Source organism: Pauljensenia sp. 20925_1_25, from assembly GCF_041433955.1.
Lineage (GTDB): Bacteria > Actinomycetota > Actinomycetes > Actinomycetales > Actinomycetaceae > Pauljensenia.
In genome coordinates this window covers 72159-93418 of record NZ_JAPWCL010000001.1, presented here as the reverse complement: position 1 = coordinate 93418, position 21260 = coordinate 72159, and the positions used below count along the sequence as shown (strand labels likewise).

Here is a 21260-nt window from a genome sequence, read left to right as displayed (position 1 = left end):
CCCTCCTTTAGCGACGGATTAGCGCGCGCTTTCGAATCGGAAGCCCATCCCGCGCACGGTTGTAATGTAGTGCGGGTCGGTCGCGTCATCGCCGAGCTTACGACGCAGCCAGGACACGTGCATGTCCAGGGTCTTGGTGGAGCCGGTCGGGTCGGAACCCCAGACCTCGCGCATGAGCGCGTCGCGAGCGACGACGGATCCGGCCTCGCGCAGCAGAACGCGCAGCAGGTCGAACTCCTTGGCCGTCAGGCTCAGCTCCACGTCGCCGACGAAGGCGCGATGGGCTGCGACGTCCATGCGGATGTCCTGGGCGCGCAGCTCGCCTTCAGCGGGTTCTGCGACCTGACGACGCAGGAGCGCGCGTACGCGGGCGAGCAGCTCGGCCAGACGGAAGGGCTTGGTCACGTAGTCGTCCGCGCCCGCGTCGAGGCCGACAACCATGTCAACTTCGTCTGTGCGTGCGGTGAGAATGAGGATCGGGACCCGGTTTCCGGCGGCGCGGATCTCACGGGCGACGTCGAGGCCGTCCATGTCAGGCAGGCCGAGGTCCAGGACGACCAGGTCGACGCTGCGTGTGTCGGCCAGGGCTGCACCGCCCGTGGCGTGCGCGCGCACGTCGTATCCTTCCCTGCCCAGGGCCCGCGCGAGGGGCTCGGAGATGGCCGGATCGTCTTCAACGAGGAGAACTGTAGTCACACTCTCATCTTAGCAATTCTGAACCAAAACTTTCACCTCTCTTGACCCAAAAAACGTGGGCGTCAGGAGTCAACGAAAGACGCTGAGAACGCTCGCGTCAGGCGACACGAGCAGAGAGCAGGTAGGGAGAAACAGGCCCAAAACCGCGCAAGTCTGCGGTCGGGAACTCCTCGAGTTCGTACCCTTCGCCACCCTTGCCAGCGGCGATCGCAGCCGCGGTGGCAGGATCGGTGAGTATCTTACCGACCGGCGCGATGTCCACGAGGCGAGACGCCAGATTAACGGTCGGACCGAAGACATCGCCGGAGCGCGAAAAGACGTCACCACGCACAAAAGACGCGCGTACGGGAAGCATTTCATCGTCCGCGTTGAGACGTTCAATGAGGGCGGTTGCCACGCGCAATCCGGTGGGCAGGTCATCGGCGATGTAGAGAACGGCGTCGCCGATCATCTTGACGACGCGACCGCCCTCTTCGATGACCGCCGTCCGGCTTTCTTCCTCGAAGCGCTCGATGAGGCCGACCAGAGCATCCCCGAGAATCGTTGAGGACGAGGTGTAGGAGACCATGTCCACGAAGCCGAGGCAACGATTGAGCGGGAAGCGGCTGTGACGCTCCTCGTGACCGCGCTGAGAGACCTCGCGGTCAAAGCGCGAGAGGGTCGCCTCGAGCTGACGACGCCAGGAGTACACGAACATCTCCTGGAAGACGTCGATGTGCTCACGCATGTGGTCGAGCACGTACATGCGAGCCGTCGTGTCGTCCAGCATGAGCCGACGCATCGAGTCCTCCACCAGGGCCTCAAACTGCCACAGGGCGAGACGGTCGGCCAGGTGGGAGTTGGCGCGCAGGAGCGAGCGCGACGTGGCGGTATCGATAACACCAGACTCGACGAGGTCGTGCCACTTGCCAAACACGTCGATGTCACGCTGGGAGAACATCCGCTCATCCGGATCGGGGGCTTGGAAGCCCAGGGCGATCCAGAACTGTAAGACGCGCTCGATCGGAGTGTCCGTCGCCTCGGCGAGGTCGCGGGCAGAGTATGTGAGATGACCACCGAGCAGCTGGGGAACGTAGCTGGTTGCGGTGAGGTCATCGGGAGATGCATGGGACGATGCCGCACGCTCATCCATCGCGATTCCCTCCTCGTCAGGCTGACTCAACACCACATCAGCGGATGATAAGTATAGTAGATCACGCTTTAAGGTCACAGTAAATTATGACCTCACGCACTGACAATTGTAGTAGACTGATTGATTTTCCACCACTCATTTGCACATTTACCTGCGACAACTCCGTTTTTTGCACTATTTTGCAGCTTGACTGCGCGCGACGTGACACATGGTCCACAATGTGCCTATGCGCCTCGTTCTTGCCTCCGCCTCCCCCGCCCGCCGTGCCACGCTCATCGCGGCGGGCATCACGCCAATAGTCCGGGTGTCCACCGTTGACGAGGAGGCCGTCCTCGCCGCGCTGCCCGGCGGACGCGCATTCTCAGGAGGTGCCACCACCCCCGCTGACGAGGTGGCGGCCCTCGCCGCCGCCAAGTGCGCGGACGTGTGCGAGGCTCTGGCCCAGGGAGACCCAGAACTGCCCGAGGGGGATCCCGTCCTCGTCGTCGGCTGCGACTCGATGCTCGAGATTGACAGTCAGATGCTCGGCAAGCCCCACACTCCCGAGGTTGCCCGCGAGCGCATCCGCGCCATGCGCCGCACGAGCGCCACCCTGTGGACGGGACACTCGGCAGCGATCCTCGCCCCAGCCTCGTCGACCGACGGGAGGACGGGCACGCGCACGGTAAGCGCAAGCGTCACCCGCTCCGCCTCGACCCAGGTCCACTTCGGAGACATCTCGGACGCAGAGATCGACGCGTACGTGGCGACGGGCGAGCCGCTGCACGTGGCAGGATCCTTTACAGTAGATGGCCTGGGCGGTCCCTTCATCGAGGGCGTGACGGGCGATTATCACTCGGTCGTCGGCATCTCGTTGCCGCTGCTGCGCTCCATGGCCTCCGAGCTGGGCGTGTTTTGGCCGGACCTGTGGGATGCGCCGCGCCCCTGAGTTTCACTCCGAAACGACCCGCGTAATCCCCGTACTGTAGGGGCATGGATAACAGCACTGCATGGGGCGTCGGCCTCGCAACGATCACCCTGGACGGAACAACTCTCGACACGTGGTATCCCGCCCCGCACCTGGGCGAACCCGGGAGCGATGAGGAGCTGGCAACTTCGCTGGCCCTGCTGGAGCGCGTGGACGATGCGCGCCGCGTGCGTACCGTCGTCGTGACGACGACGATTGACCTGACCGCGGCCCCCGCCTCGACCGAGGACGCTTACCTGCGCCTGCACCTGCTTTCCCACCGCCTGGTGGCGCCCAACACGATCAACCTGGACGGTATCTTCGCGGTGCTGCCCAACGTCGTGTGGACGGATGCGGGTCCGTGTGCGGTCGCCGATTTCGAGGCCACCCGCCTGCGCCTGCGCGCCCGCGACGGTCGCCCCGTGACCGTGCAGGGCATCGACAAGTTCCCGCCGATGGTCAACTACGTGCTGCCCTCGGGAGTGCGTATCGCCGACGGCACCCGTGTGCGCCTGGGTGCCTACCTGTCCGAGGGCACGACCGTCATGCACGCCGGCTTCGTCAACTTCAACGCGGGCACGCTGGGTCGCTCCATGGTCGAGGGCCGCGTCTCGCAGGGCGTCGTCATCGGCGACGGCTCGGACGTGGGCGGCGGCGCCTCCACGATGGGCACGCTCTCGGGCGGCGGTAAGCAGCGCGTGCGCCTGGGCGAGCGCTGCCTGCTGGGTGCGAACTCGGGCCTGGGCATCGCTCTGGGCGACGACTGCGTGGTCGAGGCCGGCCTGTACGTGACCGCCGGCGCGAAGGTGACGCTCATTGATTCCTCCGGCGAGGCTGAGCCTCGCACGATCGCAGCGCGCGAGCTGTCGGGTGCGTCGAACATTCTGTTCCGCCGCAACTCTCAGACGGGTCGCATCGAGGCCATCGCCCGCGCGGGCGTCGTGGGCATCGAGCTTAACGACGCGCTGCACGCCTCGAACTGACGAGGACACACCGAACGAGGCCGGGGCGCGTCATGCGTCCCGGCCTCGTTCGGTGTAGAAACCGTCAGCGGGCGGACCATGCCTCGCGGATGCGGCTGGCCGCGGCTGCCACGCGCTCGTCGCTGGCGGTGAGGGCCACGCGCACGCGCCCGTGGGCAGCGGTGCCGTAGAAGTTGCCGGGAGCGGCGAGGATGCCAAGTTCGGCCAGTCGGTCCACGAGCGCCCACGAGTCGGCCGGGTTAGCGGGGTCGGCGACCCACAGGTACAGGCCGGCTGCACTGTCGGGGTCAACGTCGAGGCCGGCGTCGGTCAGGGCCTCGAGGAGAAGGGTGCGTCGCGCGGCGTAGACCTCCCGCAGGTCCTCGACGTGCTCGGTGTCAGTCAGGGCGAGGGCCATCGCGTGCTGGACGGGGGCGGGCACCATGAGCCCGGAGTGCTTACGCGCGTTCACGATGGGGGCGACCAGCGCGGGGTCGCCGTAGATGAGGGCGGCGCGGTAGCCCGCGAGGTTCGACTGCTTGGACAGCGAGTACAGGACGAGGAGGCCGCTCGCGTCGCCGTCGCAGACGTCAACATTCAGCAGGGAGGGCACGCCCTCGCTCACATAGGGTTCGGCCCAGGGCAGGGCCGCGTAGCACTCGTCGGACACAACGACAGCGCCGTGGGAGCGCGCCCACGCGACGACTCCGCGCAGCTCGTCCTTACTCATGACGTGTCCGTCGGGGTTGCCGGGCGAGTTCAGGTAGACGAGGGTGGCCTCGGGCCACGAGTCGGGGTTCGTCGGGTCGACGGGGACGGGAGTCGCTCCAGCCAGGCGGGCGCCGATGTCGTAGGTCGGGTAGGCAACCTCGGGAACCAGGACGGTGTCGCCGGGGCGTACGCCGAGCAGGAAGGGGAGCCAGGCGACGGCTTCCTTCGAGCCAATCGTAGGAATCACGCCGCCGGGGCCGACATCGACCATGCCCCGTCGCGCCCCCCAAGCGAGGATCGCATCGCGCACCTCAGCGGTGCCAATCACCGTCGGGTAGCCGTGCGCGTTGGATGCCTCGGCGAGCGCATCTCGGATGAACGCGGGGGTGTCGTCGACGGGCGTGCCGACGCTCAGATCACAGATTCCCCCGGGATGTGCAGCTGCGCGCGCTTTGGCGGGCGCAAGCTGATCCCAGGGGAATTCGGGCAGGTCGAGGGGGCGAGGCAGCGTAGTTGTCATGCCCCTACCCTATCGACTGTCAGAGGTTTTCGGCCTTCCATTCCTCATTCTGAGGAGGCAGCGCGGCAATCATCGGGTCGTCGTAGTCCTGGACACCGGTCTTCTGGGCACCGCCGGGGCTTCCCAGCTCGTTGAAGAAATCGACGTTGGCGCGCAGGTAGTCCGCCCATTCCTCGGGCAGGTCATCCTCGTAGAAGATCGCTTCGGTGGGGCACACGGGCTCGCATGCGCCGCAGTCCACGCACTCCTCGGGGTGAATGTAGAGCGTGCGCTCCCCCTCGTAGATGCAGTCGACGGGGCACTCGTCCACGCACGCGCGATCCTTGACGTCCACGCACGGCTGCGCGATGACGTAGGTCATGAGACGTTCCTCCTGGTCAGTTCTAAAGACTCGTTGATTCTATTATTCACGTATGAGTAGCCCCGAGTCACCCACCGCACATATTCCCGCGGAAAACGGCGCATTGTCGCCGCATGCCCAGCGCGCGCACGCCGACGCAGGAGAGCAAATTTCCGCACGCCCTCTTCGCGCAATTCCCGATCTGCCGTGGATGCGCTTCGAGGTCGGCGAGAGAATCGTCATCCGTTACCGCCTGGCAGACGGTCTGCACGACGCCCTGGGAGAGGCCTTAGAGGTGGCTCCCACCCACGTCACGGTCGCGACGAGGCGTGGGCCGGTTCGCGTGGATGCCCGCACGATGGTGACGGGCAAGAGGGTGCCTCCCCCGCCCACGATCTAGCGGGCGGAGGGGCGCACTCGGGTGGGTCAGCGGTTGGCGCGGCGCTCGCGAGCGGCGATCTTGAAGCGCTCCTGAGCGTCCAGGACGACCTTGCGCACGCGCACGGCCTCGGGGGTGACCTCGACGCACTCGTCGTTGGCCGCGAACTCGAGGGATTCCTCGAGGGTCAGCTTGCGCGAGGGGGTCAGCGACTCGTACACGTCTGCGGTCGCGCTGCGGGTGTTCGTCTGCTTCTTCTCGCGGCAGATGTTCACGTCCATGTCCTCGCCGCGCGGGTTCTCGCCCACGACCTGGCCTTCGTAGACCTCCGAGGAGGGTTCGACGATGAAGGAGCCGCGCTCCTGCAGGTTCGTCATCGCGTAGGGGGTGGCCTGGCCGGCGCGGTCGGCGACGAGCGAGCCGGTGAGGCGCTGCTCGATGGTGCCCTGCCAGGGGGCGTAGCCCTCGGCGATGGACGACGCGATGCCGGTGCCACGCGTTTCGGTGAGGAAGCGCGTGCGGAAGCCGATGAGGCCGCGGGCGGGGACGACGAACTCGAGGCGAATCCAGCCCGACCCGTGGTTCGCCATGGTTTCCATGCGGCCCTTGCGGGCGGCCATGAGCTGCGTGATGGCACCGAGGTACTCTTCGGGGATGTCGATCGTCATGCGCTCCATGGGCTCGCTGAGGACGCCGTCGATCTCCTTGGTGACGACCTGCGGCTTGCCGACGGTCAGCTCGAAGCCCTCGCGGCGCATCTGTTCAACGAGGATCGCCAGGGCGAGTTCGCCTCGGCCCTGAACTTCCCAGGCGTCGGGACGCTCGGTGGGCAGGACCTTCAGCGACACGTTGCCGATGAGTTCGCGGTCCAGGCGGTCCTTGACCTGGCGCGCCGTGACCTTCGCGCCTTTGACGCGACCTGCCATGGGCGAGGTGTTGATGCCAATCGTCATAGAGATCGCCGGGTCGTCGACCGTGATGAGTGGGAGGGGACGCGGATCCTCGAGGTCAACGAGGGACTCGCCGATCATGATGTCTTCGATGCCGGCGACGGCGACGATGTCGCCGGGCGCAGCGGAGTCGGTCGAGACGCGTTCGAGGCCCTCGGTGGCCAGCAGCTCGGAGATGTGCACGCGCTGGATGGTGCCGTCGTGGCGGGCCAATCCCACGTCGGCCCCCTTCTTGAGGGTGCCGTTGTGGATGCGCAGCAGGGCCAGACGGCCCAGGAAGGGCGAGGCATCCAGGTTGGTGACGTGCGCCTGCAGGGGCATGTCCTCGTCGTAGGAGGGGCCGGGGATGCGGCTGAGGATAGTCTCGAACAGGGGTTCGAGGTTCTCGGTGGGCAGCTGGCCGTCGCCCGGGTTCTCGAGGGAGCACTTGCCGGCCTTAGCGGAGGCGTACACGACGGGGACGTCCATGAGGGAGTCCACGTCGATGTCGATGCCCTCGTTCATAAGGTCCTCGCCGAGGGAGAGCAGCAGGTCGGTCGTCTCGGAGACGACCTCGTCGATACGCGAGTCGGGGCGGTCAACCTTGTTGACGACGACGATGACGGGCAGGTGGGCCTGGAGGGCCTTGCGCAGCACGAAGCGGGTCTGCGGGAGTGGGCCTTCGGAGGCGTCAACCATGAGGACGACACCGTCGACCATGGACAGGCCGCGCTCAACCTCGCCGCCGAAGTCGGCGTGGCCGGGGGTGTCGATAACGTTGATGGTGACGCCGTCCTGAAGGCCCAGGGCCTGCGCGGCGGGGCCACGGTAGTGGACGGCGGTGTTCTTGGCGAGAATGGTGATGCCCTTTTCTCGTTCAAGATCGCCGGAGTCCATGACGCGCTCACCGGTCTTTTCGACCGTGTCGCGCTCGGAGAACGCTCCGGATTGCCAGAGCATTGCGTCAACCAGCGTGGTCTTTCCGTGATCGACGTGTGCGACGATCGCGACGTTTCGCAGGTCGGGACGCGTGGGCATATCTGGACTCCTCACATGTGGACACCTATTATTGCGTGTGATGGGGCACAGAAGCCCGGTTGACAATCGGACAGCTGACCGATTCCACGCACATACCTCTCCAGAATATCGGCATACGGAGGGCCTATGCGCATGCCATCCTGCGAAATCCACCACGTCACCACCCCACCCAGCTGGACCGATTGGTCTATTTGCTGAGAAACAACCCCTCCACTTAACTGATAGATATGAGCGACATCGCCACCTTCTCCGCCACTGTCCCCTCAGCCTCGACACAGATCACCCCTTTCGGGGCACACCTCCTGTCCTGGCACCCAACCAACGATGATGATGTCCTATGGCTTTCCTCCCGCGCCGTTCTCGACGGCACGACAGCAATCCGCGGTGGCATCCCCCTCTGTCTTCCCTGGTTCGGGGGTCCTGATGACTCCCCATCACGACCAGGGCCGGGCGCAGGGGCTCACGGATTTGCCCGCACCTCCATGTGGAAGCTCCGCTCCTCGTCCCACCCCACGAACGACGCCCCGGCCTCGTTCTCTTTCGAGCTGCACCACACGGGCGAGACCTCCATGCTCTACCCCCATTCCTTCTGCGCGCGCCTCGATGTGAGCGCGGGTGACGAGCTGAGCATGAGCCTGACCCTGACGAACGAGGACGACCACCCTTTCGCGATTGAGGCCGCCATGCACACCTACCTGCGCGTCGGGGACGTCAAGGACGTGAGCATCGAGGGCTTGGACGGCGAGCGCTACTTCGACAAGGTGCGCGGCCGCTACGCCACTCAGTGCGGGGACCTGAGCTTCGTGGGTTTCACTGACCGCGTCTACACGACGACGCAGCAGGTCAGCGTCATCGACCCCAAGCTGGACCGACGCATCATCGTGGATAAGAACGGCTCCGGCTCCACCATCGTGTGGAACCCCTGGGCACAGGGCGCGGCCACCATGAGCGATATCGGCGAGGGCGAGTGGCAGCACTTCGTGTGCGTAGAGACCGCGGCGGTGCGCGAGAGGGCGCTGACGCTGTGGCCGGGCCACCCTCACATCATGACGCAGTCCCTCGCCGTGGAGACGCTGGACTGAGCGGCCCGCGGGTAGGATTGAGGGCAGCTACGACCAGAAAGGCCACCATGGCTCTCACCTCCGCGATTGCGTCCGCCTACCTGTCTGTTTCCCGGTGGAAGCTGTCTACGCAGCCCCTGCCGGACAAGGTCATCGTTATCGGTGCCCCGCACACCTCGAATTGGGACGGCGTCTTCATGGCGATTTCCATGTGGAAGTCGGGGCGCACGTTCTCATTCCTGGTGAAGGATTCCGTGGTGAAGGCCCCGCTGCTGGGCTGGTTCGTCAAGAAGATCGGCGCGGTTCCCGTAGAGCGCAGCGCGGCCCACGGCCTCGTCGAGCAGGTCGCCCAGCGTATCCGCGAGTCCGACTCGTTCACGCTGTGCATCACCCCGAAGGGGACGCGTTCGCCGCGTGAGTTCTGGAAGTCGGGCTTCTACCGCATCGCCATGGAGGCGGATGTGCCGATCCAGCTGGGCTTCATCGACCGCAACACCCGCACCTTCGGGTGGGGGCCGACGTACCGTCTGACGGGTGATGTGCGGGCCGACATGGACGTGATTCGCGCGTTTTACGCGGGCAAGGTGGGCGTCAAGCCCGCCAAGACCTCGGTCCCGCGTCTGCGTTCCGAGGACGAGGCGTCGTGAGGGGTGCACGCGCAATGGCCTGCGCCGGTGGGGCGCTGGCGCTGTGTGCGCTCGGTGCGCCCGCCGTCGCGGATGATCCGACGCCGATTCACCTGGCTGAGGTCTACGACATCACTCCGGGGGTGTCCGCCACCCACGAGGTGACGCTCTCGACGGATCATCCGCTCATCGGCGAGCAGTGCCAATCGATGGGGACGGGCGCGCAAGCGTCCTCCGCCGTGCTGGTTGATGTCAACGGTATCGACGGCTGCCGCTTCACGTGGGTGCTGCCCAGTGCAGGGTCGGAGGTCGTGACGGTCGACTCTGGCGGCGTTTTCCACTTTCATTCGGAATCCGCCCGCCTTCTCGAGGGGTTTTCCACGCCCGAGGCGGTCGCCACCATCGACTCTGTCACGCTGGTCGCGCATGCCTCCGAGATCGTCGAGGCCTCGGAAGGTGGGGCCGTCACGTCCGCGGGCGTCTCAACGAAGACTGACGCGAGCACGGTCACGTGGACGAATGTGCGTGACGATGTGACCGCGACGGGCACGGTGAACGCCGATGCGGCGGCCGCGTCCCCCGCACCTTCCGTTTCTCCCACGCCGTCACCGTCGCCGTCGCCGAGCCGGGAACGAGGCGGGGGTTCCGCGCGCTCGTCCCTGACCCCGATCCTTGCGATCACCGGCGGCGTCCTCGCGTTGGTTCTCGTGGGCGCGTTCATTCGGTGGATTCGCCGGTCGCGTCAGGCAGCGGCCGACGCCCAATTCGACTGGGATGCATCCGTGCGAGCGTCGCAGCGCGAGGCCGCCTTGGAGGCGAAGGGGGTGGCAGCGCCGTACGCGTCCCCCGCGCCTGGGTCCGCGCTGTCGGCGCTCACGCCTGCGCCGCCCGCACCGGAGGCCGATTCGTCTCGCGAAGACCCCACGGATATGCCGCCCACCCCGGAGTCCAGCGAGCGCTTCGCTCCCCCGACGGGCGACTGATCATTCGAGCGATGCTCGGGTGTTCTAGCCGATGTGGAAGTAACGCTCGACGAGTTCTTCGACGGACACCCGCGAGTCGGCCAGGTCATCTCTCAGGTGCATGTCGCCCAGCTCGACCAGGCGTGCGGCCCACGAGTCAATGAGACCGACCGGAAACACACCACCTTCCTCGTAGTCTTCGCGCTGCGCGAGAAGGCGGCCCGCGGCCTCGAAACACGAGGAGGGCAGCTGGTCGAGGCCGGGGGTCTGTGAGGCGTCACCGTCAACTTTGCGCTTGCGCGCGTAGTCGGCCATGCCGGGCCGCGTCAGCCCGATGCGCGCGGCAACCACAATACCTGCCAGGAGCAGATGGATGGCCGCCGACCCGTCCGGGCTGCGCAGCTCGATGGTCTGCGAGTCGTTAGGAAGTCCTGCGATGGGCGGCTCGTTCGGGTTCGCGTCCCGGAACATCGAGTCGTCGATGTTCTGCCACCCGAGGGGCACGCGCACGAGGACCGAGCGGTTACGGTCACCCCAGCAGATCGCGGTCGGCGCCTCCTGATGGGGCACGAGGCGCAGGAACGAGGTGGGTACGGTGTTCCCGAAAGCCGTCAGCGACGCGGCGTGCGACAGGTAGCCGCCGATGACTTTCAAGGCCGCCTCCGTGAGGCCCGATCCCGTAGAGAATTGGTTGACGCCGTCCTTGACCAGGCGGGTGTGGAAGTGCATGCCGGATCCGGCCTGCCCCACCGCAATCTTGGGCGAGAAGGACACTTCGATGCCGTATGAGTGGGCGACCTCGCGCAGCACCCACTTGGCCAGCACCATCTGATCGGCCGCGGCGCACGCGTCTACGGGCAGGAACTCAATCTCCTGCTGGATCATCTGACGCCCATCCGACACGAAGTTACCGACCTCGGAGTGAGCGTATTTGACGGCGCACCCCATGCTCACCAGGTGGAGCAGGGTCTCGGTACGTACGTCCTCCCACTTCGAGAACGGCCCAGACTCGTGGTAGCCACGCTGGGGTTCGACCCGGAACAACGGGTCCTCCGGGGAGAAGAGGTAGTACTCGAGTTCGCCGAGGGCCTCGAGGGTGCAGCCTGTCTCCGCTTCGAGGGCGCGCTGAGCCTTGCGCAGGATCTCCTGCGGGGCCGAGGCCAGGGGCGCTCCGCTCACATCGTAGAAACCGCACAGGAACTCCACCGTGGGGATCGCGGAGAAAGGGTTGAGGAACGCGGTGGCCAGGCGTGGTACCACGTACAGGTCGGAGGAGGTCGCCTCGACGAAGGTGAAGAGCGAGGATCCGTCGACGCGTTCACCGAGGGTGAGGACGCGGTCGAGATGTGCCTTGGATTGAATCGCAAAGTTAAGGGTCTTGAGCCGGCCATCTCCGCCGACGTAGCGAAGGTTTAGCATCGAGATCCGATTGTCTTCGATGTATCCGATGATGTCGGCCTTCGTGAACTCTTGCGCGGGCTTCCCTAAGGCTTGCACGAGGGGATTCGGGCTGAGGGAGACGGTGTCGGTCGAGAGCATCTCAAACTCCTCTTCGAGCATGACTTGTTTCACACGATCACCTCACACGTTACCACCACACGGCTACTCCAACACCCGCACGCCGCCATCCGATGTCCACTTTTTTCGCGACCATTCCCCATCAAACAAAGACAGAGCTTTAGTGACGCTTGTTACACTTTTACTAGCTGTACATGAGGAGATTTAACGGCGATCGCAGCTTTATCCATCCCCCACGATTCCACAATGCGCCCCGCGTGTTCCTGGCGCGGTGTCTTCATCGACTCAGCGCACACGTTCTGGCCAGTGCCCCACGTAGAGCTTCTCCTCACCATCATGGCCAGATACCATCTCAACGTCCTGCACTGGCGACTCGCCAACGACACGGCATGGCGCATCCCGATCCCCAGCTTCCACCTTCTCACCGGCGCAGGAGCACAAGCGCCCCGCCCGGCAACCGATGGGCACGCGACCTCCCTCCGATTAGGAGGCGGCCTCGCACACCCACCCCACTGCGCACACGGCTTTTACTCCGAGGCCGACATCCGCCACCTCGTCACCTACGCGGCGGCTCGCGACATTCGCATCATCCCCGAAATCTCCTTCCCCCCACGTACAGATGCCCCGATCCGCGCCTACCCCACGTACAGATGCCCCGATCCGCGCCTATCCCACGATGAGCAACCCGAGCCTCGTCCGCTCCCCCACACACACGGGCGAGACGGCCCCACGGCCACATACGACTCCACACCGTTCGAGCAGGCACACCAGCTCCACTCACGACTGCCGGAGGCCATGTCAACCGAACGATTACGAGGAGTCGAAGCCCTCATCCACCCCACCAGGATCACGAGTTCAGACCCGGCCTTCCTCCACCTACTCCCCCACCTCCTCGTCACCGCCGAGGCCGCATGGCATGGATCAGTCACACTACCGTGGAAGCAGCTCTCCCCTCTGATCGACAACGAGCTCACTTACCTGCGCCACACCGTTGCCTACTGGAAGACACCGCGGACATAAGTGAGGGCCGCGCGCCAATTCAGACACGCGGCCCTGTGCCCCCTAGCGGGGCGAGGTCCGGAGCAGGCATGGAACCCCACCCCGCCAGGCTCCTATGAGCGCGGCGACCACGATTTCAAGCGCTCAGCAAGTTCACGCGCGCAAGTATCCAAGCGCTCAGCTTCTAGCGCGTCCTCACGTTTGACTGCACGCCAATACTCGACCTTTGTGTGCAAGAACTCACGGCGTAATTCGATGATCTGCGCTTCCTCCTGAAGGCGTGCATCCTGCTGCTCAAGGAGGGAAATAAACTCGGAAATATCACGGTCTACACCCAAACCCGAGCGCACGTAGTCCCGCATATCAGCAATCGACATACCCGACGCCGACAGACACGCGACCCAGGTGAGCAGCTCCAAGTCACCTTCCGTGTAGATACGATGCCCACTCGAGGGATCGCGCGCAATGGCAGGAATAACGCTGACATCCTCGTAATAGCGCAGGGTGGATGGGGGCAAGCCAACGAGCGCCGCTACCTCCTTAATAGAGTACGTGCGCCCGGAGCCTGTTCCTGCCATGACCTCACCCTAAAAGACCTCAAGCCCTTGAAGTCAAGCGGAATTGGGGGACGTGCATCACGCGGCGCGACCTGCACAAAGATCGCATCCGCGTGACCGTGCGGCCACTCACGACCGCGACGGGAGTTCGACCGCTAGACCACCATCATCGGAGAAGCTCCGCTCGATGCTGGAAGGCCCAAATCGAGAAGGGTTCATCTCGCATTTTCTTCTCCGCACGCCCCAGCAGCTCGCAGCCACCATTCGTATAAAAGCGAGCATTGGATTCCGTACACGTCACCAGTCCGTACGCGCGCCCACCCCGCTTGGCCACAAAGTCAGGAAGGACTTTGGCAACGAGCCATCGGCCTACTCCCCGACCCTGCATCCGCTTATCGACCGACAAAATCTCGAGATACCAGTCAAAATCGCCATTATCGATAGCGACCTGATCTCCGTCGTAGGCCGCCTGGGCAAAGTCAGCCACTAAGAGCGGAGATGCGTAGCGGAAGAGGCGATACCCGCCGCTGACCACGTTACGCCAGAAGCCGATTGGCCGATCATGCATGAGTGCAACGGCGATAACCTGTCCCTCATGTTCAACGACGAGAGCGTTCCTGGAGGCCAGGTAGGCTTTCGCCATCATCTCATTGAGGACAGCCAGACATTGTGGGTAACGGTCCGTCTGGTAGACATACGGCTTGAGCGTGAGATGAAATGGATAGTCAAGAAATCCTTCCGTGATAATGCGTGTCATTTCAGGAATATCTGCACTCGTTGCGGGCCGACACTTCACAGCGCCCCTCCTCTGTTAGACCGGATAGCACCTCGTAATAAGGTCGAAAACCTGACGTCAGGTAGACGGTTGTCATACTACGCGATGATTTCTCAGGAGACCTTGTCAGTTAGAGGATTTTTTCTTTGACATGCGAGGCATACCAACTTGACGTTCGGTCAGACATTCTCGGGCATCGTCCCCTCCATTGCTTTGCGCGCGCGAACAGACGATAATCGAGTGACCTAGATCCAGGAGGATTGCATGCGACTTTTCCGCACCCTGTGCGCAACGCTCGGGACCCTATTCATCGTGTCGACCCCGTCGTTAGGGGCCTACGCAGCCGCGATCCCGCCTTTGTCGGAGACGTCCGTCCTGGCTACGGACGTCCACCTCACTGACGCGGCATCGGCCCTTTCCGTGGAGAACAAGGGCAGCGCCACCGTGGCCGCACCGTTGCGTGCCGCCGCTGAGGAGGCATCGTCGACTCCATCTTTGTGGCTATTGACCGCCCTGATCATCAGCATCATCATCCTTGTTCTGGTGGTCGTCTTCATCGTCTACGCCTTGCGTTCACAGAAGGCCAAGAAGAAGTCACAGGCTCAGCGTGTGCCCCCCTCAGGCCAGGGAAGCGTTCCTTTCCCGGCGCGGCCTGGCATGCCCGAGGCCTCGGCATACACTGGTGGTCCCGCTCAGTTCGGTCAGGGGGCAACGCACAACCCCTACCCTGCGCAGAATGCGACACCCGGTGACCCGACGCCGCGCGAAACGGGCTTCGTCTGGCAACGACAGACGGGGCCCACCCCGGCTGCTTCTCCGCAGCCCATCTACGCTCCCACAGCTGGCGGCATCCCCGGCCAGCCTCTCGGTGCTCCCATGGGCATGCCCCCCTCCGATCAGCGCGGTCCCAACCCTGCGACACCCCAGCACGAGCCGCAGCAGCCCACGATGGGTGGTGCCGCGGTGGTCCGCGGTACCGCTTCCATGTCGGGTGAGAAGACAGAACTGCTCACGACATTTGGCGGTTCAGATCCCGATGCGAAGACGCAGTTGTTCGGCACCTACGACGACCAAGCCGACCCCGACGCCAAGACACAGCTATTCGGCACCTACGACGACCAAGGCTCACCTGTCGCGGCTCCCGCTGCTGAGCCGGTCGAAGCACCCAAGACGGACCCAGTCGCGGCGTCCCATGGGGCAGCACCCGCAGCCCCCATTCCTGCGCCTGCACCTGAGACCGCCCCTGCGACGCCCGAAGACCCCGGCGTGCTCACCGTCAAGCTCCCACGCTACAAGCCCGAGGCACAGGCACAACCCGCACCCGCACAAGAACCCCAGCCCGAGCAACCCGCCCCCGCTGAGCCAGCTGCGACGCCCGAAGACCCCGGCATGCTCACCGTCAAGCTCCCACGCTTCAAGCCCGAAGCACAGGCCCAACCCACACCCGAAGCCGAGTCCACCGCAGCACCCGAAGACCCCGGCATGCTCACCGTCAGGCTCCCACGCTTCAAGCCCGAGGCGCAGTCCCAGCCCGCACCCGAAGCCGAGTCCGCCGCAGCACCCGAAGACCCCGGCGTACTCACCGTCAAGCTCCCGCGCTACAAGCCCGAGGCGCAGACGGATCTCGCACCCGCACAAGAACCCCAACCCGAGCAACCCACACCCGCTCAGTCCGCCGCGCAGCCGGAGCAGGTCGACGCGCCCGCTCCCGAGCAAGCGCCGGCCGAGGCACCTCAGTACGTTGACGTCCCGACCGTCAAGCTGCTGCGGGTCCCCACCCAGCAAGCATCTGCCGCGTCGCCCGCGCAGGCCGCAGCTCCTGAGCCGGAACACGTCGCGTCGCCCGAAGCGTCCTCCGCCCCCGCATCGACTGGCGCACCTCAGCCGGTTGCCGCGCCGCAGCCACGCGTCGCGCCCGAGGCGATGCCCGCCCCGGCCTCGTCCCTTGGGGATGACTCGGATGAAGGCGTGCCCACCGTGCAGATGCCTCAGTTCGACAGGATGGATTCCTTCGACTGGGACTCCCCCGCCGCGAGCCAGCAGGCACCGCAACCCCAGCAGGCCCCGCAACCCCAGCAGGCCCCGCAAGCCCGGCAGGCACCGCAGGCTCCTGCGATCCCGGCCGCACCGCAGATGCAGGTACCTCAGCAGCCCATGCCGGCGGCACCCGCTCAGCCCTTCCCGCCGGTAGATCAGGGCGCTGCCGCGCAGCAGGTTCCCACGGCACCCCAGGCTCCCGAGCAATCCGGCGGCTTCCAGGAGAGCTGGACCTCGCAGTTCTCGTGGAGCGAAGAGGTCCGTCCGGAGCCGCAAGCGCAGAAGAAGCGCCGCTGGCCCTGGTCGAAGCGCCACAAGCAGAAGGGTGAAGAAGAGGCCACACAGGCGCTGCCCGAGGGCAATACGCCCGGCGCTACCGCGCACATGCCGGTGATCGCCGTCGACGCGCAGGACGACGACTGGCAGAACTGGAACTCACGCAACTGACGTGTGAGACCCGAGGGGCGTTCGTTAGTGCGAGCGCCCCTCGGTTGTTGTCTCTTCCAGGGTGGAGGCATTATCGGCGCTGATTTCGTCGGCCACCGCGGCGCTCACGACGCCCGTGGAGTCTTCCCCGGCCTCGTCGATGTATCCGTAGCGTTCCGCGAGGAAACGCTCCCGGTAGAGGTGGTCGGCCGTGTCGCCGATCGTGCGCATGAGGGAGGCATTCAGGAACGCGCCCACGAGGATGCCAATGAACGGCACAATTTGGGCAACCTTCATGCCCGCCAGGCGCGAGCCAAGGGAAGCAACCAAGGGGTTCACGGCAGCCGAGATCGCGTTGGTCCCGACGGCATCCATTGGCCCTTGCTTGGCGATGTCACGCACGACCTTGTTGACGGCGATCAACGTCGTTTGCTTTTCGACAACCTGGTTGCCGGTAGCGCGTTTCGGATCGATCGCCTGGGAGAGAACCATCGTGGCGAAATGGTTTTCCGCGGGATCAACCGTGTCGTAGCCGTAATAGGCCGCCGTGTGGGAGACCAGGCGCGTCGCAGCGCCCAGGAACGTTACGATGTCGAGGGCGAGCGCAAAGGTCGTGATCGCAATGCCGGGGGCCGAGATGATCCCCAGGCCGAGGACGGCAGCGACCGAACCTCCCGTCGCGACGATGCTGGTCAGCGCACCTTCGATAGCCACGGCGCTCGAATACGCAATCTTCAGGTGAGGTCTCACCGGGCGAATCTGGTCGAGGCTCAAACCGAGGCTACGGATATCCTCCAGCCGCTCAACATCGTAACCCGCCTCTCGGTAAGACTTCAGAATGCGCTCGCGACGCACCGAGGCCTCGGATACCGACGTCGCCTTCTCCATGAGGCGCAGCGCCGACGAAGACATCGTCGAGGCGATGGCCGCGCCGCCGGGGACCTTTCGCGCGAGCCTGACTGCCTTCCTGACAGGTGCCATTGCGTAGGCGCGCAGGCGCTGGGAAATGACGCGAGGACGCAGGGGACTAATCTGTGCCTCTTTCCACTGCTGAATATCGTCCCATTGGGCCGCGTCGGCGGCACTCATGCGGGCGCGTGTGTCGTCGGGCGCAGGTTCCTCGGTCGTGGCCTCTTCCTTCACGCTTCCACCCTACACAGCGGCGTCCTCCCACGCCCCTCGGGCGTTTCCCCCTCCCCTGTTATGCTTGTGTTTCGGTACTCACTCATGACCTCACGTGGGAGGAACGCCCGTGGATTCGCGCTCACAGCTCATCGCGCAGATCAATGCTCTGCATGAAGAACAAGAACACCAGAAGATCATTGCGCTCATCGAACGCGATGCGCCGACGTCGCTGGACTACGAGCTGACTGGCCTGCTGGCGCGCGCCTACATTAACTACGCGCAGCCGTACATGGATTCCTTCAAGGAACTCATCGGGCACGCCGTCGAGCTGCTGCGCGGCGTTGAAGCTGAGGGCATGGCGGACCCGGTGTGGTACTATCGCATTGGCACCGCCCTGTACTGGCAGGATGAGGAGGAGAGCGCGCTGACCTACCTCGAGCAGTGCCTCGCCATGGATCCGACCAACGAGCACGCGCCGGAGGTCATCGAGCAGTGCAAGCGCGCTCTTGATCGCCGCCGGATTGTGCGCCCCGTTGATCTTCAGCGGGTCGTCGACTTCTTCGAAACGAATGACTACGCCTACGACGTGAAGGACAACCGCCTGCACACGGGCTTCACGAACGGCTTCTACGTGTTCTCGGTCGTCAACGACGGCGCGGACGTGAGCATGTGGGGCGCTGTGCGCGAAGAGGTCTCGATGGAGCTGCGTTCGCGCCTCCTACAGGCTTGTAACGACTGGAACGCGTCCACGACGTGGCCCAAGGTCTACGTCGCGGCTCTGGACGACGGCCGTCAACGCCTGTGCGCCGAGCAGTATGTGACTGCCCGTCTGGGCCTGACTGACTCGCAGCTGTTCGTCAATCTTGATCGTTTCATCTCGAGTGCCGAGTCTTTCTTCAAGGATCAGATCGAGCGCATCCCCGCGCTGGGCGGCACGGAGGAGTAAACGGCCCGACCCGTCCGTGCCGCCGCTCCGGTGAGCCGCGAGCGTGCGCTGGCCCGGGCCTCGTCCCTGTCGACGAGGCCCGGGTTCGTTATGTGCTCAGCTGTCACTACTCTCCCCGATCCGGCATACAATGTATGTACGAGCGGAAAGGAGCACGACATGTCTGCGCACACGACTGCCACAAAGTCATCTCGCATCAACCTGCGTTTGACGCCTGCGCAGGAGGAAAAGCTGCGCTACGTCGCGAGCACTACGCAGACGTCGCTGAGCGATTTTGTCCTCGCGTCCGCCCTGGAACGCGCGGATCAGGTGCTGGAGGACCGCACGGAATTCGTCGCAACAGACGAGGATTTCGAGCGTCTGTTGGAGGCCCTGGACGCGCCGCTTCCGACGACAAAAATCCAAGCGCTCGCCGCCCGCCCCTCCCCCGTCGGATCGACGCTGACATGGACGGACTAGAGCTCCCGGTGCTCGACGCTCCCCGCCGGTTGGCGCGCCATGACAAGCGCAGCGATTTCACGTGTGGAAACGACGAACTGGACACCTGGTTTCACCGCTATGCGTGGCAAAACCAGCGGGCCAACAACGCGGTGACCTACGTGTGCCAGCAGAGCGGGCGTATCGCCGGCTACTACGCGCTAGCGGCAGCGACGATTCGGCGCGAGTGGTCGCCGGATGACTTTGCTGCCCACCGACCCCGGTCAATCCCGTGCATGCTCCTGGCCAGGCTCGCGGTTGACCGCCGAGTACAGGGGCAGGGTGTGGGCGCGACGCTCCTGCTCGACGCGCTTCGCCGGACTCTCGCGGCATCGGACCAGTTCGGAATCGCCGCGCTGCTCATCCACTGCAAGGACGAGCACGCACGCGACTTCTACACGCATCACGTTGACGCACTGGTCTCGCCCATCGCCCCGCTGCAGCTCATCGTGCCGACGCAAACGATTGCACTCGCGTTGGGTACCGCGCACGAGTAGCTGCCCTCCGTCACGCGCCGCCGCTTCGGTGAGCCGCGCGCGGGCCCGGGCCTCGTCCCTGTCGACGAGGCCCGGGCTGCGTCACGCTCAGACGCGCGGCACGTAGACGCTCAGGCCCCCGTCACTGACGGTGCCCGTCAGCGTACCGTCGTCGGCGACGCGCACGGACGGGTGGCCGCCGATGAGGCACTCCCATTCCTCGCCCGCGTGGTGGGTTCCCACGTACAGGGTCTTTTCGGCGGCGCGACGGTCGGAGAGGATGACGGCGCAGCCCGTGCCGGGCACGTCCGCCCGACCTTCGCGGGAGAAACCGACAACGTCCGGGTTGTCGAAGGCGCTGTGCTGCGGGCCGATCGCGGCGCGGAAGCGCACGCCCATGAGGATGGGGAGCTCACGCACAGCGGGCAGGTCGCCGGTCTCGGGCGTTCCCAGGAGGTCCCCCCAGAAGACGCAGGGCACCCCGGCCTCGTTCAGGAGGATCAGCGCGTAGGCGGCCGCCTTGAACCAGGAGGCCACCGTGGAGGCCAGGGATTGTCCGGGCTGCGTGTCGTGGTTTTCGACGAAGGTGACGGACAGCTCGGGGATCGACGCCGTCAGCGTGTTCTCCCACAGGCGCGACAGGTCGACGTTGCCGTCCGAGACCGATGCCTGGTGGAGGTGGTAGTGCAGAGGCACGTCGAAGAGCATGGCGTTGGGGACCTCGTGCAGGTAGGCCTCGAGTTCGCGCACGTCGCCGCTCCAGTACTCGCCGACGGCGGGCAGCAGGCGGCCCGTGGAGGTGCGCAGGTCTTCGAGCCAGCGCGCGTAGAAGTCGGATCCGACGTGCTTGACGGCGTCCAGGCGCAGCGCGTCCACGCCGGTCGTCTCCACGTACCAGCGTCCCCAGCGGTCCAGCTCCTCGCTGACGCGCGGGTCCGTGACGTGCACGTCGCAGCCCATCAGGTAGTCGAAGTTGCCGAACTCGGTGTTGACGGACTCGTTCCAGTGCTTTCCTTCGAAGAGCCACAGGCCCTTGCGCTGCGTCGCCTGGTCCCAGTCGATGCCGTGGAAGCATGTCCAGTCCCACGTGAAGTCCGAGTAGGCGCCGCCGCGGCCCGGGAACGTGAAGCGGGTCCACGCCTCGATCATTTCGGGTTCGCCGAGGGCTTGATGGCGGTCGTGTGGGTTGATCGGAATCGCGCGCACCATCTCGGTCGCATCCGCGCCCATGCGGTGGTTGAGGACGATGTCGGCGCACACGGCGATCCCCGCCTCGTGCAGGGCGTCGATAGCGGCCAGGTATTCGTCCTTCGTCCCGTACTTCGTGGGGATTGTGCCCTTCTGGTTGAATTCGCCCAGGTCGTACAGGTCGTAGACGCCGTAGCCGACGTCGTTGATACCGTAGTTTCCCTTGTATGCGGGCGGCAGCCAGATAATCGTGACGCCCAGGTCCGCGATCGATTGCGCGTGCTGCGCCAGGTATCGCCAGTGGCTCGCATCCGGTGCCATGTCCCAGGCGAAAGCCTGCAGCATCAGGGGCCCTGCCTCTTGGGTCGAAGAATGCAGGGGCTTCTTTTTCGTGTCACTCACCCGCATATGGTGGCAGGTTGCCGAGCGTTGGG

At 65.1% G+C, this 21260-nt stretch carries 21 protein-coding genes; 11 read left to right on the top strand and 10 right to left on the bottom strand.

The features are described 5' to 3' along the window. Positions 1 to 18: 18 nt before the first annotated feature. Positions 19 to 696, bottom strand: a complete 678-nt coding sequence (locus O3932_RS00495) for a response regulator transcription factor (protein ID WP_296505022.1) — start codon at positions 694 to 696, stop codon at positions 19 to 21. A 97-nt stretch (positions 697 to 793) separates the two neighbouring features. After that, on the bottom strand, positions 794 to 1828 hold the full coding sequence (locus O3932_RS00490; protein WP_315294203.1) for an adenylate/guanylate cyclase domain-containing protein: 1035 nt from the start codon (positions 1826 to 1828) through the stop codon (positions 794 to 796). Positions 1829 to 2054: 226 nt separating this feature from the next. Here O3932_RS00490 and O3932_RS00485 point away from each other — a divergent pair, with 226 nt between their 5' ends. After that, entirely contained in the window at positions 2055 to 2756 is a 702-nt protein-coding gene (locus O3932_RS00485; protein WP_371535434.1) for a nucleoside triphosphate pyrophosphatase, read from the top strand. Positions 2757 to 2800: 44 nt separating this feature from the next. Then, entirely contained in the window at positions 2801 to 3757 is a 957-nt protein-coding gene (dapD, locus tag O3932_RS00480; RefSeq protein WP_299238828.1) for a 2,3,4,5-tetrahydropyridine-2,6-dicarboxylate N-succinyltransferase, read from the top strand. Positions 3758 to 3821: 64 nt separating this feature from the next. Here the strand turns inward: dapD and dapC are convergent, their stop codons facing one another. Beyond that, positions 3822 to 4967 carry a succinyldiaminopimelate transaminase gene (gene dapC / locus O3932_RS00475; protein WP_371535431.1) on the bottom strand — a complete coding sequence of 382 codons (1146 nt, stop codon included), beginning with the start codon at positions 4965 to 4967 and terminating at the stop codon, positions 3822 to 3824. A 19-nt stretch (positions 4968 to 4986) separates the two neighbouring features. Beyond that, positions 4987 to 5328, bottom strand: a complete 342-nt coding sequence (fdxA, locus tag O3932_RS00470) for a ferredoxin (RefSeq protein ID WP_009648216.1) — start codon at positions 5326 to 5328, stop codon at positions 4987 to 4989. Positions 5329 to 5380: 52 nt separating this feature from the next. Here fdxA and O3932_RS00465 point away from each other — a divergent pair, with 52 nt between their 5' ends. Beyond that, positions 5381 to 5707 carry a 2-hydroxymuconic semialdehyde dehydrogenase gene (locus O3932_RS00465; RefSeq protein WP_315295321.1) on the top strand — a complete coding sequence of 109 codons (327 nt, stop codon included), beginning with the start codon at positions 5381 to 5383 and terminating at the stop codon, positions 5705 to 5707. A gap of 26 nt (positions 5708 to 5733) precedes the next feature. Here the strand turns inward: O3932_RS00465 and typA are convergent, their stop codons facing one another. Then, positions 5734 to 7653, bottom strand: a complete 1920-nt coding sequence (typA, locus tag O3932_RS00460) for a translational GTPase TypA (RefSeq protein WP_009648196.1) — start codon at positions 7651 to 7653, stop codon at positions 5734 to 5736. Between the two features lie 227 nt (positions 7654 to 7880). Between typA and O3932_RS00455 the strand changes: the two genes are divergently transcribed. From O3932_RS00455 to O3932_RS00445, 3 genes are read left to right on the top strand one after another with little or no spacing between them, the layout of a single operon-like run. After that, positions 7881 to 8735, top strand: a complete 855-nt coding sequence (locus O3932_RS00455) for a D-hexose-6-phosphate mutarotase (RefSeq protein ID WP_371535428.1) — start codon at positions 7881 to 7883, stop codon at positions 8733 to 8735. Positions 8736 to 8782: 47 nt separating this feature from the next. Beyond that, the gene (locus tag O3932_RS00450) at positions 8783 to 9361 is read left to right on the top strand and encodes a 1-acyl-sn-glycerol-3-phosphate acyltransferase (protein ID WP_291448511.1); all 579 of its coding nucleotides are present in this window, start codon (positions 8783 to 8785) and stop codon (positions 9359 to 9361) included. Then, on the top strand, positions 9358 to 10323 hold the full coding sequence (locus O3932_RS00445) for a transmembrane domain-containing protein (protein WP_371535425.1): 966 nt from the start codon (positions 9358 to 9360) through the stop codon (positions 10321 to 10323). Before O3932_RS00450 ends, O3932_RS00445 begins: the two co-directional genes overlap by 4 nt. Before the next feature lie 24 nt (positions 10324 to 10347). On the opposite strand, the gene O3932_RS00440 is transcribed toward O3932_RS00445, so the two are convergent. Next, complete coding sequence (locus tag O3932_RS00440; RefSeq protein WP_371535664.1) at positions 10348 to 11841, bottom strand: glutamine synthetase family protein; 1494 nt, start codon at positions 11839 to 11841, stop codon at positions 10348 to 10350. 225 nt (positions 11842 to 12066) lie between these two features. Here O3932_RS00440 and O3932_RS00435 point away from each other — a divergent pair, with 225 nt between their 5' ends. Further along, on the top strand, positions 12067 to 12840 hold the full coding sequence (locus O3932_RS00435; protein WP_371535422.1) for a family 20 glycosylhydrolase: 774 nt from the start codon (positions 12067 to 12069) through the stop codon (positions 12838 to 12840). Positions 12841 to 12932: 92 nt separating this feature from the next. On the opposite strand, the gene O3932_RS00430 is transcribed toward O3932_RS00435, so the two are convergent. Beyond that, positions 12933 to 13397 (bottom strand): MerR family transcriptional regulator, encoded by a 465-nt coding sequence (locus O3932_RS00430; protein ID WP_009648199.1) that lies wholly within the window; start codon positions 13395 to 13397, stop codon positions 12933 to 12935. A gap of 145 nt (positions 13398 to 13542) precedes the next feature. After that, a complete protein-coding gene (locus tag O3932_RS00425) occupies positions 13543 to 14133 on the bottom strand; it encodes a GNAT family N-acetyltransferase (protein ID WP_296505042.1) in 591 nt (196 codons plus the stop codon). A gap of 282 nt (positions 14134 to 14415) precedes the next feature. Here O3932_RS00425 and O3932_RS00420 point away from each other — a divergent pair, with 282 nt between their 5' ends. Next, positions 14416 to 16635, top strand: a complete 2220-nt coding sequence (locus O3932_RS00420; protein ID WP_371535419.1) for a hypothetical protein — start codon at positions 14416 to 14418, stop codon at positions 16633 to 16635. Between the two features lie 24 nt (positions 16636 to 16659). Here O3932_RS00420 and O3932_RS00415 read toward each other — a convergent pair whose 3' ends face one another. Beyond that, positions 16660 to 17757: an EcsC family protein gene (locus O3932_RS00415; protein WP_371535416.1), complete on the bottom strand. Its 1098-nt coding sequence runs from the start codon at positions 17755 to 17757 to the stop codon at positions 16660 to 16662. Positions 17758 to 17866: 109 nt separating this feature from the next. On the opposite strand from O3932_RS00415, the gene O3932_RS00410 reads away from it, so the two are divergent. From O3932_RS00410 to O3932_RS00400, 3 genes are all read left to right on the top strand, one after another. Then, a complete protein-coding gene (locus tag O3932_RS00410; RefSeq protein ID WP_314569388.1) occupies positions 17867 to 18685 on the top strand; it encodes a YbjN domain-containing protein in 819 nt (272 codons plus the stop codon). A gap of 159 nt (positions 18686 to 18844) precedes the next feature. Further along, on the top strand, positions 18845 to 19144 hold the full coding sequence (locus O3932_RS00405; RefSeq protein ID WP_371535412.1) for a DUF1778 domain-containing protein: 300 nt from the start codon (positions 18845 to 18847) through the stop codon (positions 19142 to 19144). Next, a complete protein-coding gene (locus O3932_RS00400; protein ID WP_371535409.1) occupies positions 19132 to 19659 on the top strand; it encodes a GNAT family N-acetyltransferase in 528 nt (175 codons plus the stop codon). The genes O3932_RS00405 and O3932_RS00400 overlap by 13 nt, the downstream gene beginning before the upstream one ends. Before the next feature lie 87 nt (positions 19660 to 19746). Here the strand turns inward: O3932_RS00400 and O3932_RS00395 are convergent, their stop codons facing one another. Further along, positions 19747 to 21234, bottom strand: coding sequence for an alpha-amylase (locus O3932_RS00395; RefSeq protein ID WP_371535407.1), 1488 nt, complete (start codon positions 21232 to 21234; stop codon positions 19747 to 19749). Between the last annotated feature and the right edge of the window lie 26 nt (positions 21235 to 21260).

Bases quoted from the DNA above. Each gene is read 5' to 3' on its own strand.
- O3932_RS00490 (WP_315294203.1), bottom strand. From the start codon at position 1,828: ATGGATGAGCGTGCGGCATCGTCCCATGCATCTCCCGATGACCTCACC.
- O3932_RS00485 (WP_371535434.1), top strand. From the start codon at position 2,055: ATGCGCCTCGTTCTTGCCTCCGCCTCCCCCGCCCGCCGTGCCACGCTC.
- dapD (WP_299238828.1), top strand. From the start codon at position 2,801: ATGGATAACAGCACTGCATGGGGCGTCGGCCTCGCAACGATCACCCTG.
- dapC (WP_371535431.1), bottom strand. From the start codon at position 4,967: ATGACAACTACGCTGCCTCGCCCCCTCGACCTGCCCGAATTCCCCTGG.
- fdxA (WP_009648216.1), bottom strand. From the start codon at position 5,328: ATGACCTACGTCATCGCGCAGCCGTGCGTGGACGTCAAGGATCGCGCG.
- O3932_RS00465 (WP_315295321.1), top strand. From the start codon at position 5,381: ATGAGTAGCCCCGAGTCACCCACCGCACATATTCCCGCGGAAAACGGC.
- typA (WP_009648196.1), bottom strand. From the start codon at position 7,653: ATGCCCACGCGTCCCGACCTGCGAAACGTCGCGATCGTCGCACACGTC.
- O3932_RS00455 (WP_371535428.1), top strand. From the start codon at position 7,881: ATGAGCGACATCGCCACCTTCTCCGCCACTGTCCCCTCAGCCTCGACA.
- O3932_RS00450 (WP_291448511.1), top strand. From the start codon at position 8,783: ATGGCTCTCACCTCCGCGATTGCGTCCGCCTACCTGTCTGTTTCCCGG.
- O3932_RS00440 (WP_371535664.1), bottom strand. From the start codon at position 11,841: ATGCTCTCGACCGACACCGTCTCCCTCAGCCCGAATCCCCTCGTGCAA.
- O3932_RS00435 (WP_371535422.1), top strand. From the start codon at position 12,067: ATGCGCCCCGCGTGTTCCTGGCGCGGTGTCTTCATCGACTCAGCGCAC.
- O3932_RS00430 (WP_009648199.1), bottom strand. From the start codon at position 13,397: ATGGCAGGAACAGGCTCCGGGCGCACGTACTCTATTAAGGAGGTAGCG.
- O3932_RS00425 (WP_296505042.1), bottom strand. From the start codon at position 14,133: ATGACACGCATTATCACGGAAGGATTTCTTGACTATCCATTTCATCTC.
- O3932_RS00420 (WP_371535419.1), top strand. From the start codon at position 14,416: ATGCGACTTTTCCGCACCCTGTGCGCAACGCTCGGGACCCTATTCATC.
- O3932_RS00405 (WP_371535412.1), top strand. From the start codon at position 18,845: ATGTCTGCGCACACGACTGCCACAAAGTCATCTCGCATCAACCTGCGT.
- O3932_RS00400 (WP_371535409.1), top strand. From the start codon at position 19,132: ATGGACGGACTAGAGCTCCCGGTGCTCGACGCTCCCCGCCGGTTGGCG.
- O3932_RS00395 (WP_371535407.1), bottom strand. From the start codon at position 21,234: ATGCGGGTGAGTGACACGAAAAAGAAGCCCCTGCATTCTTCGACCCAA.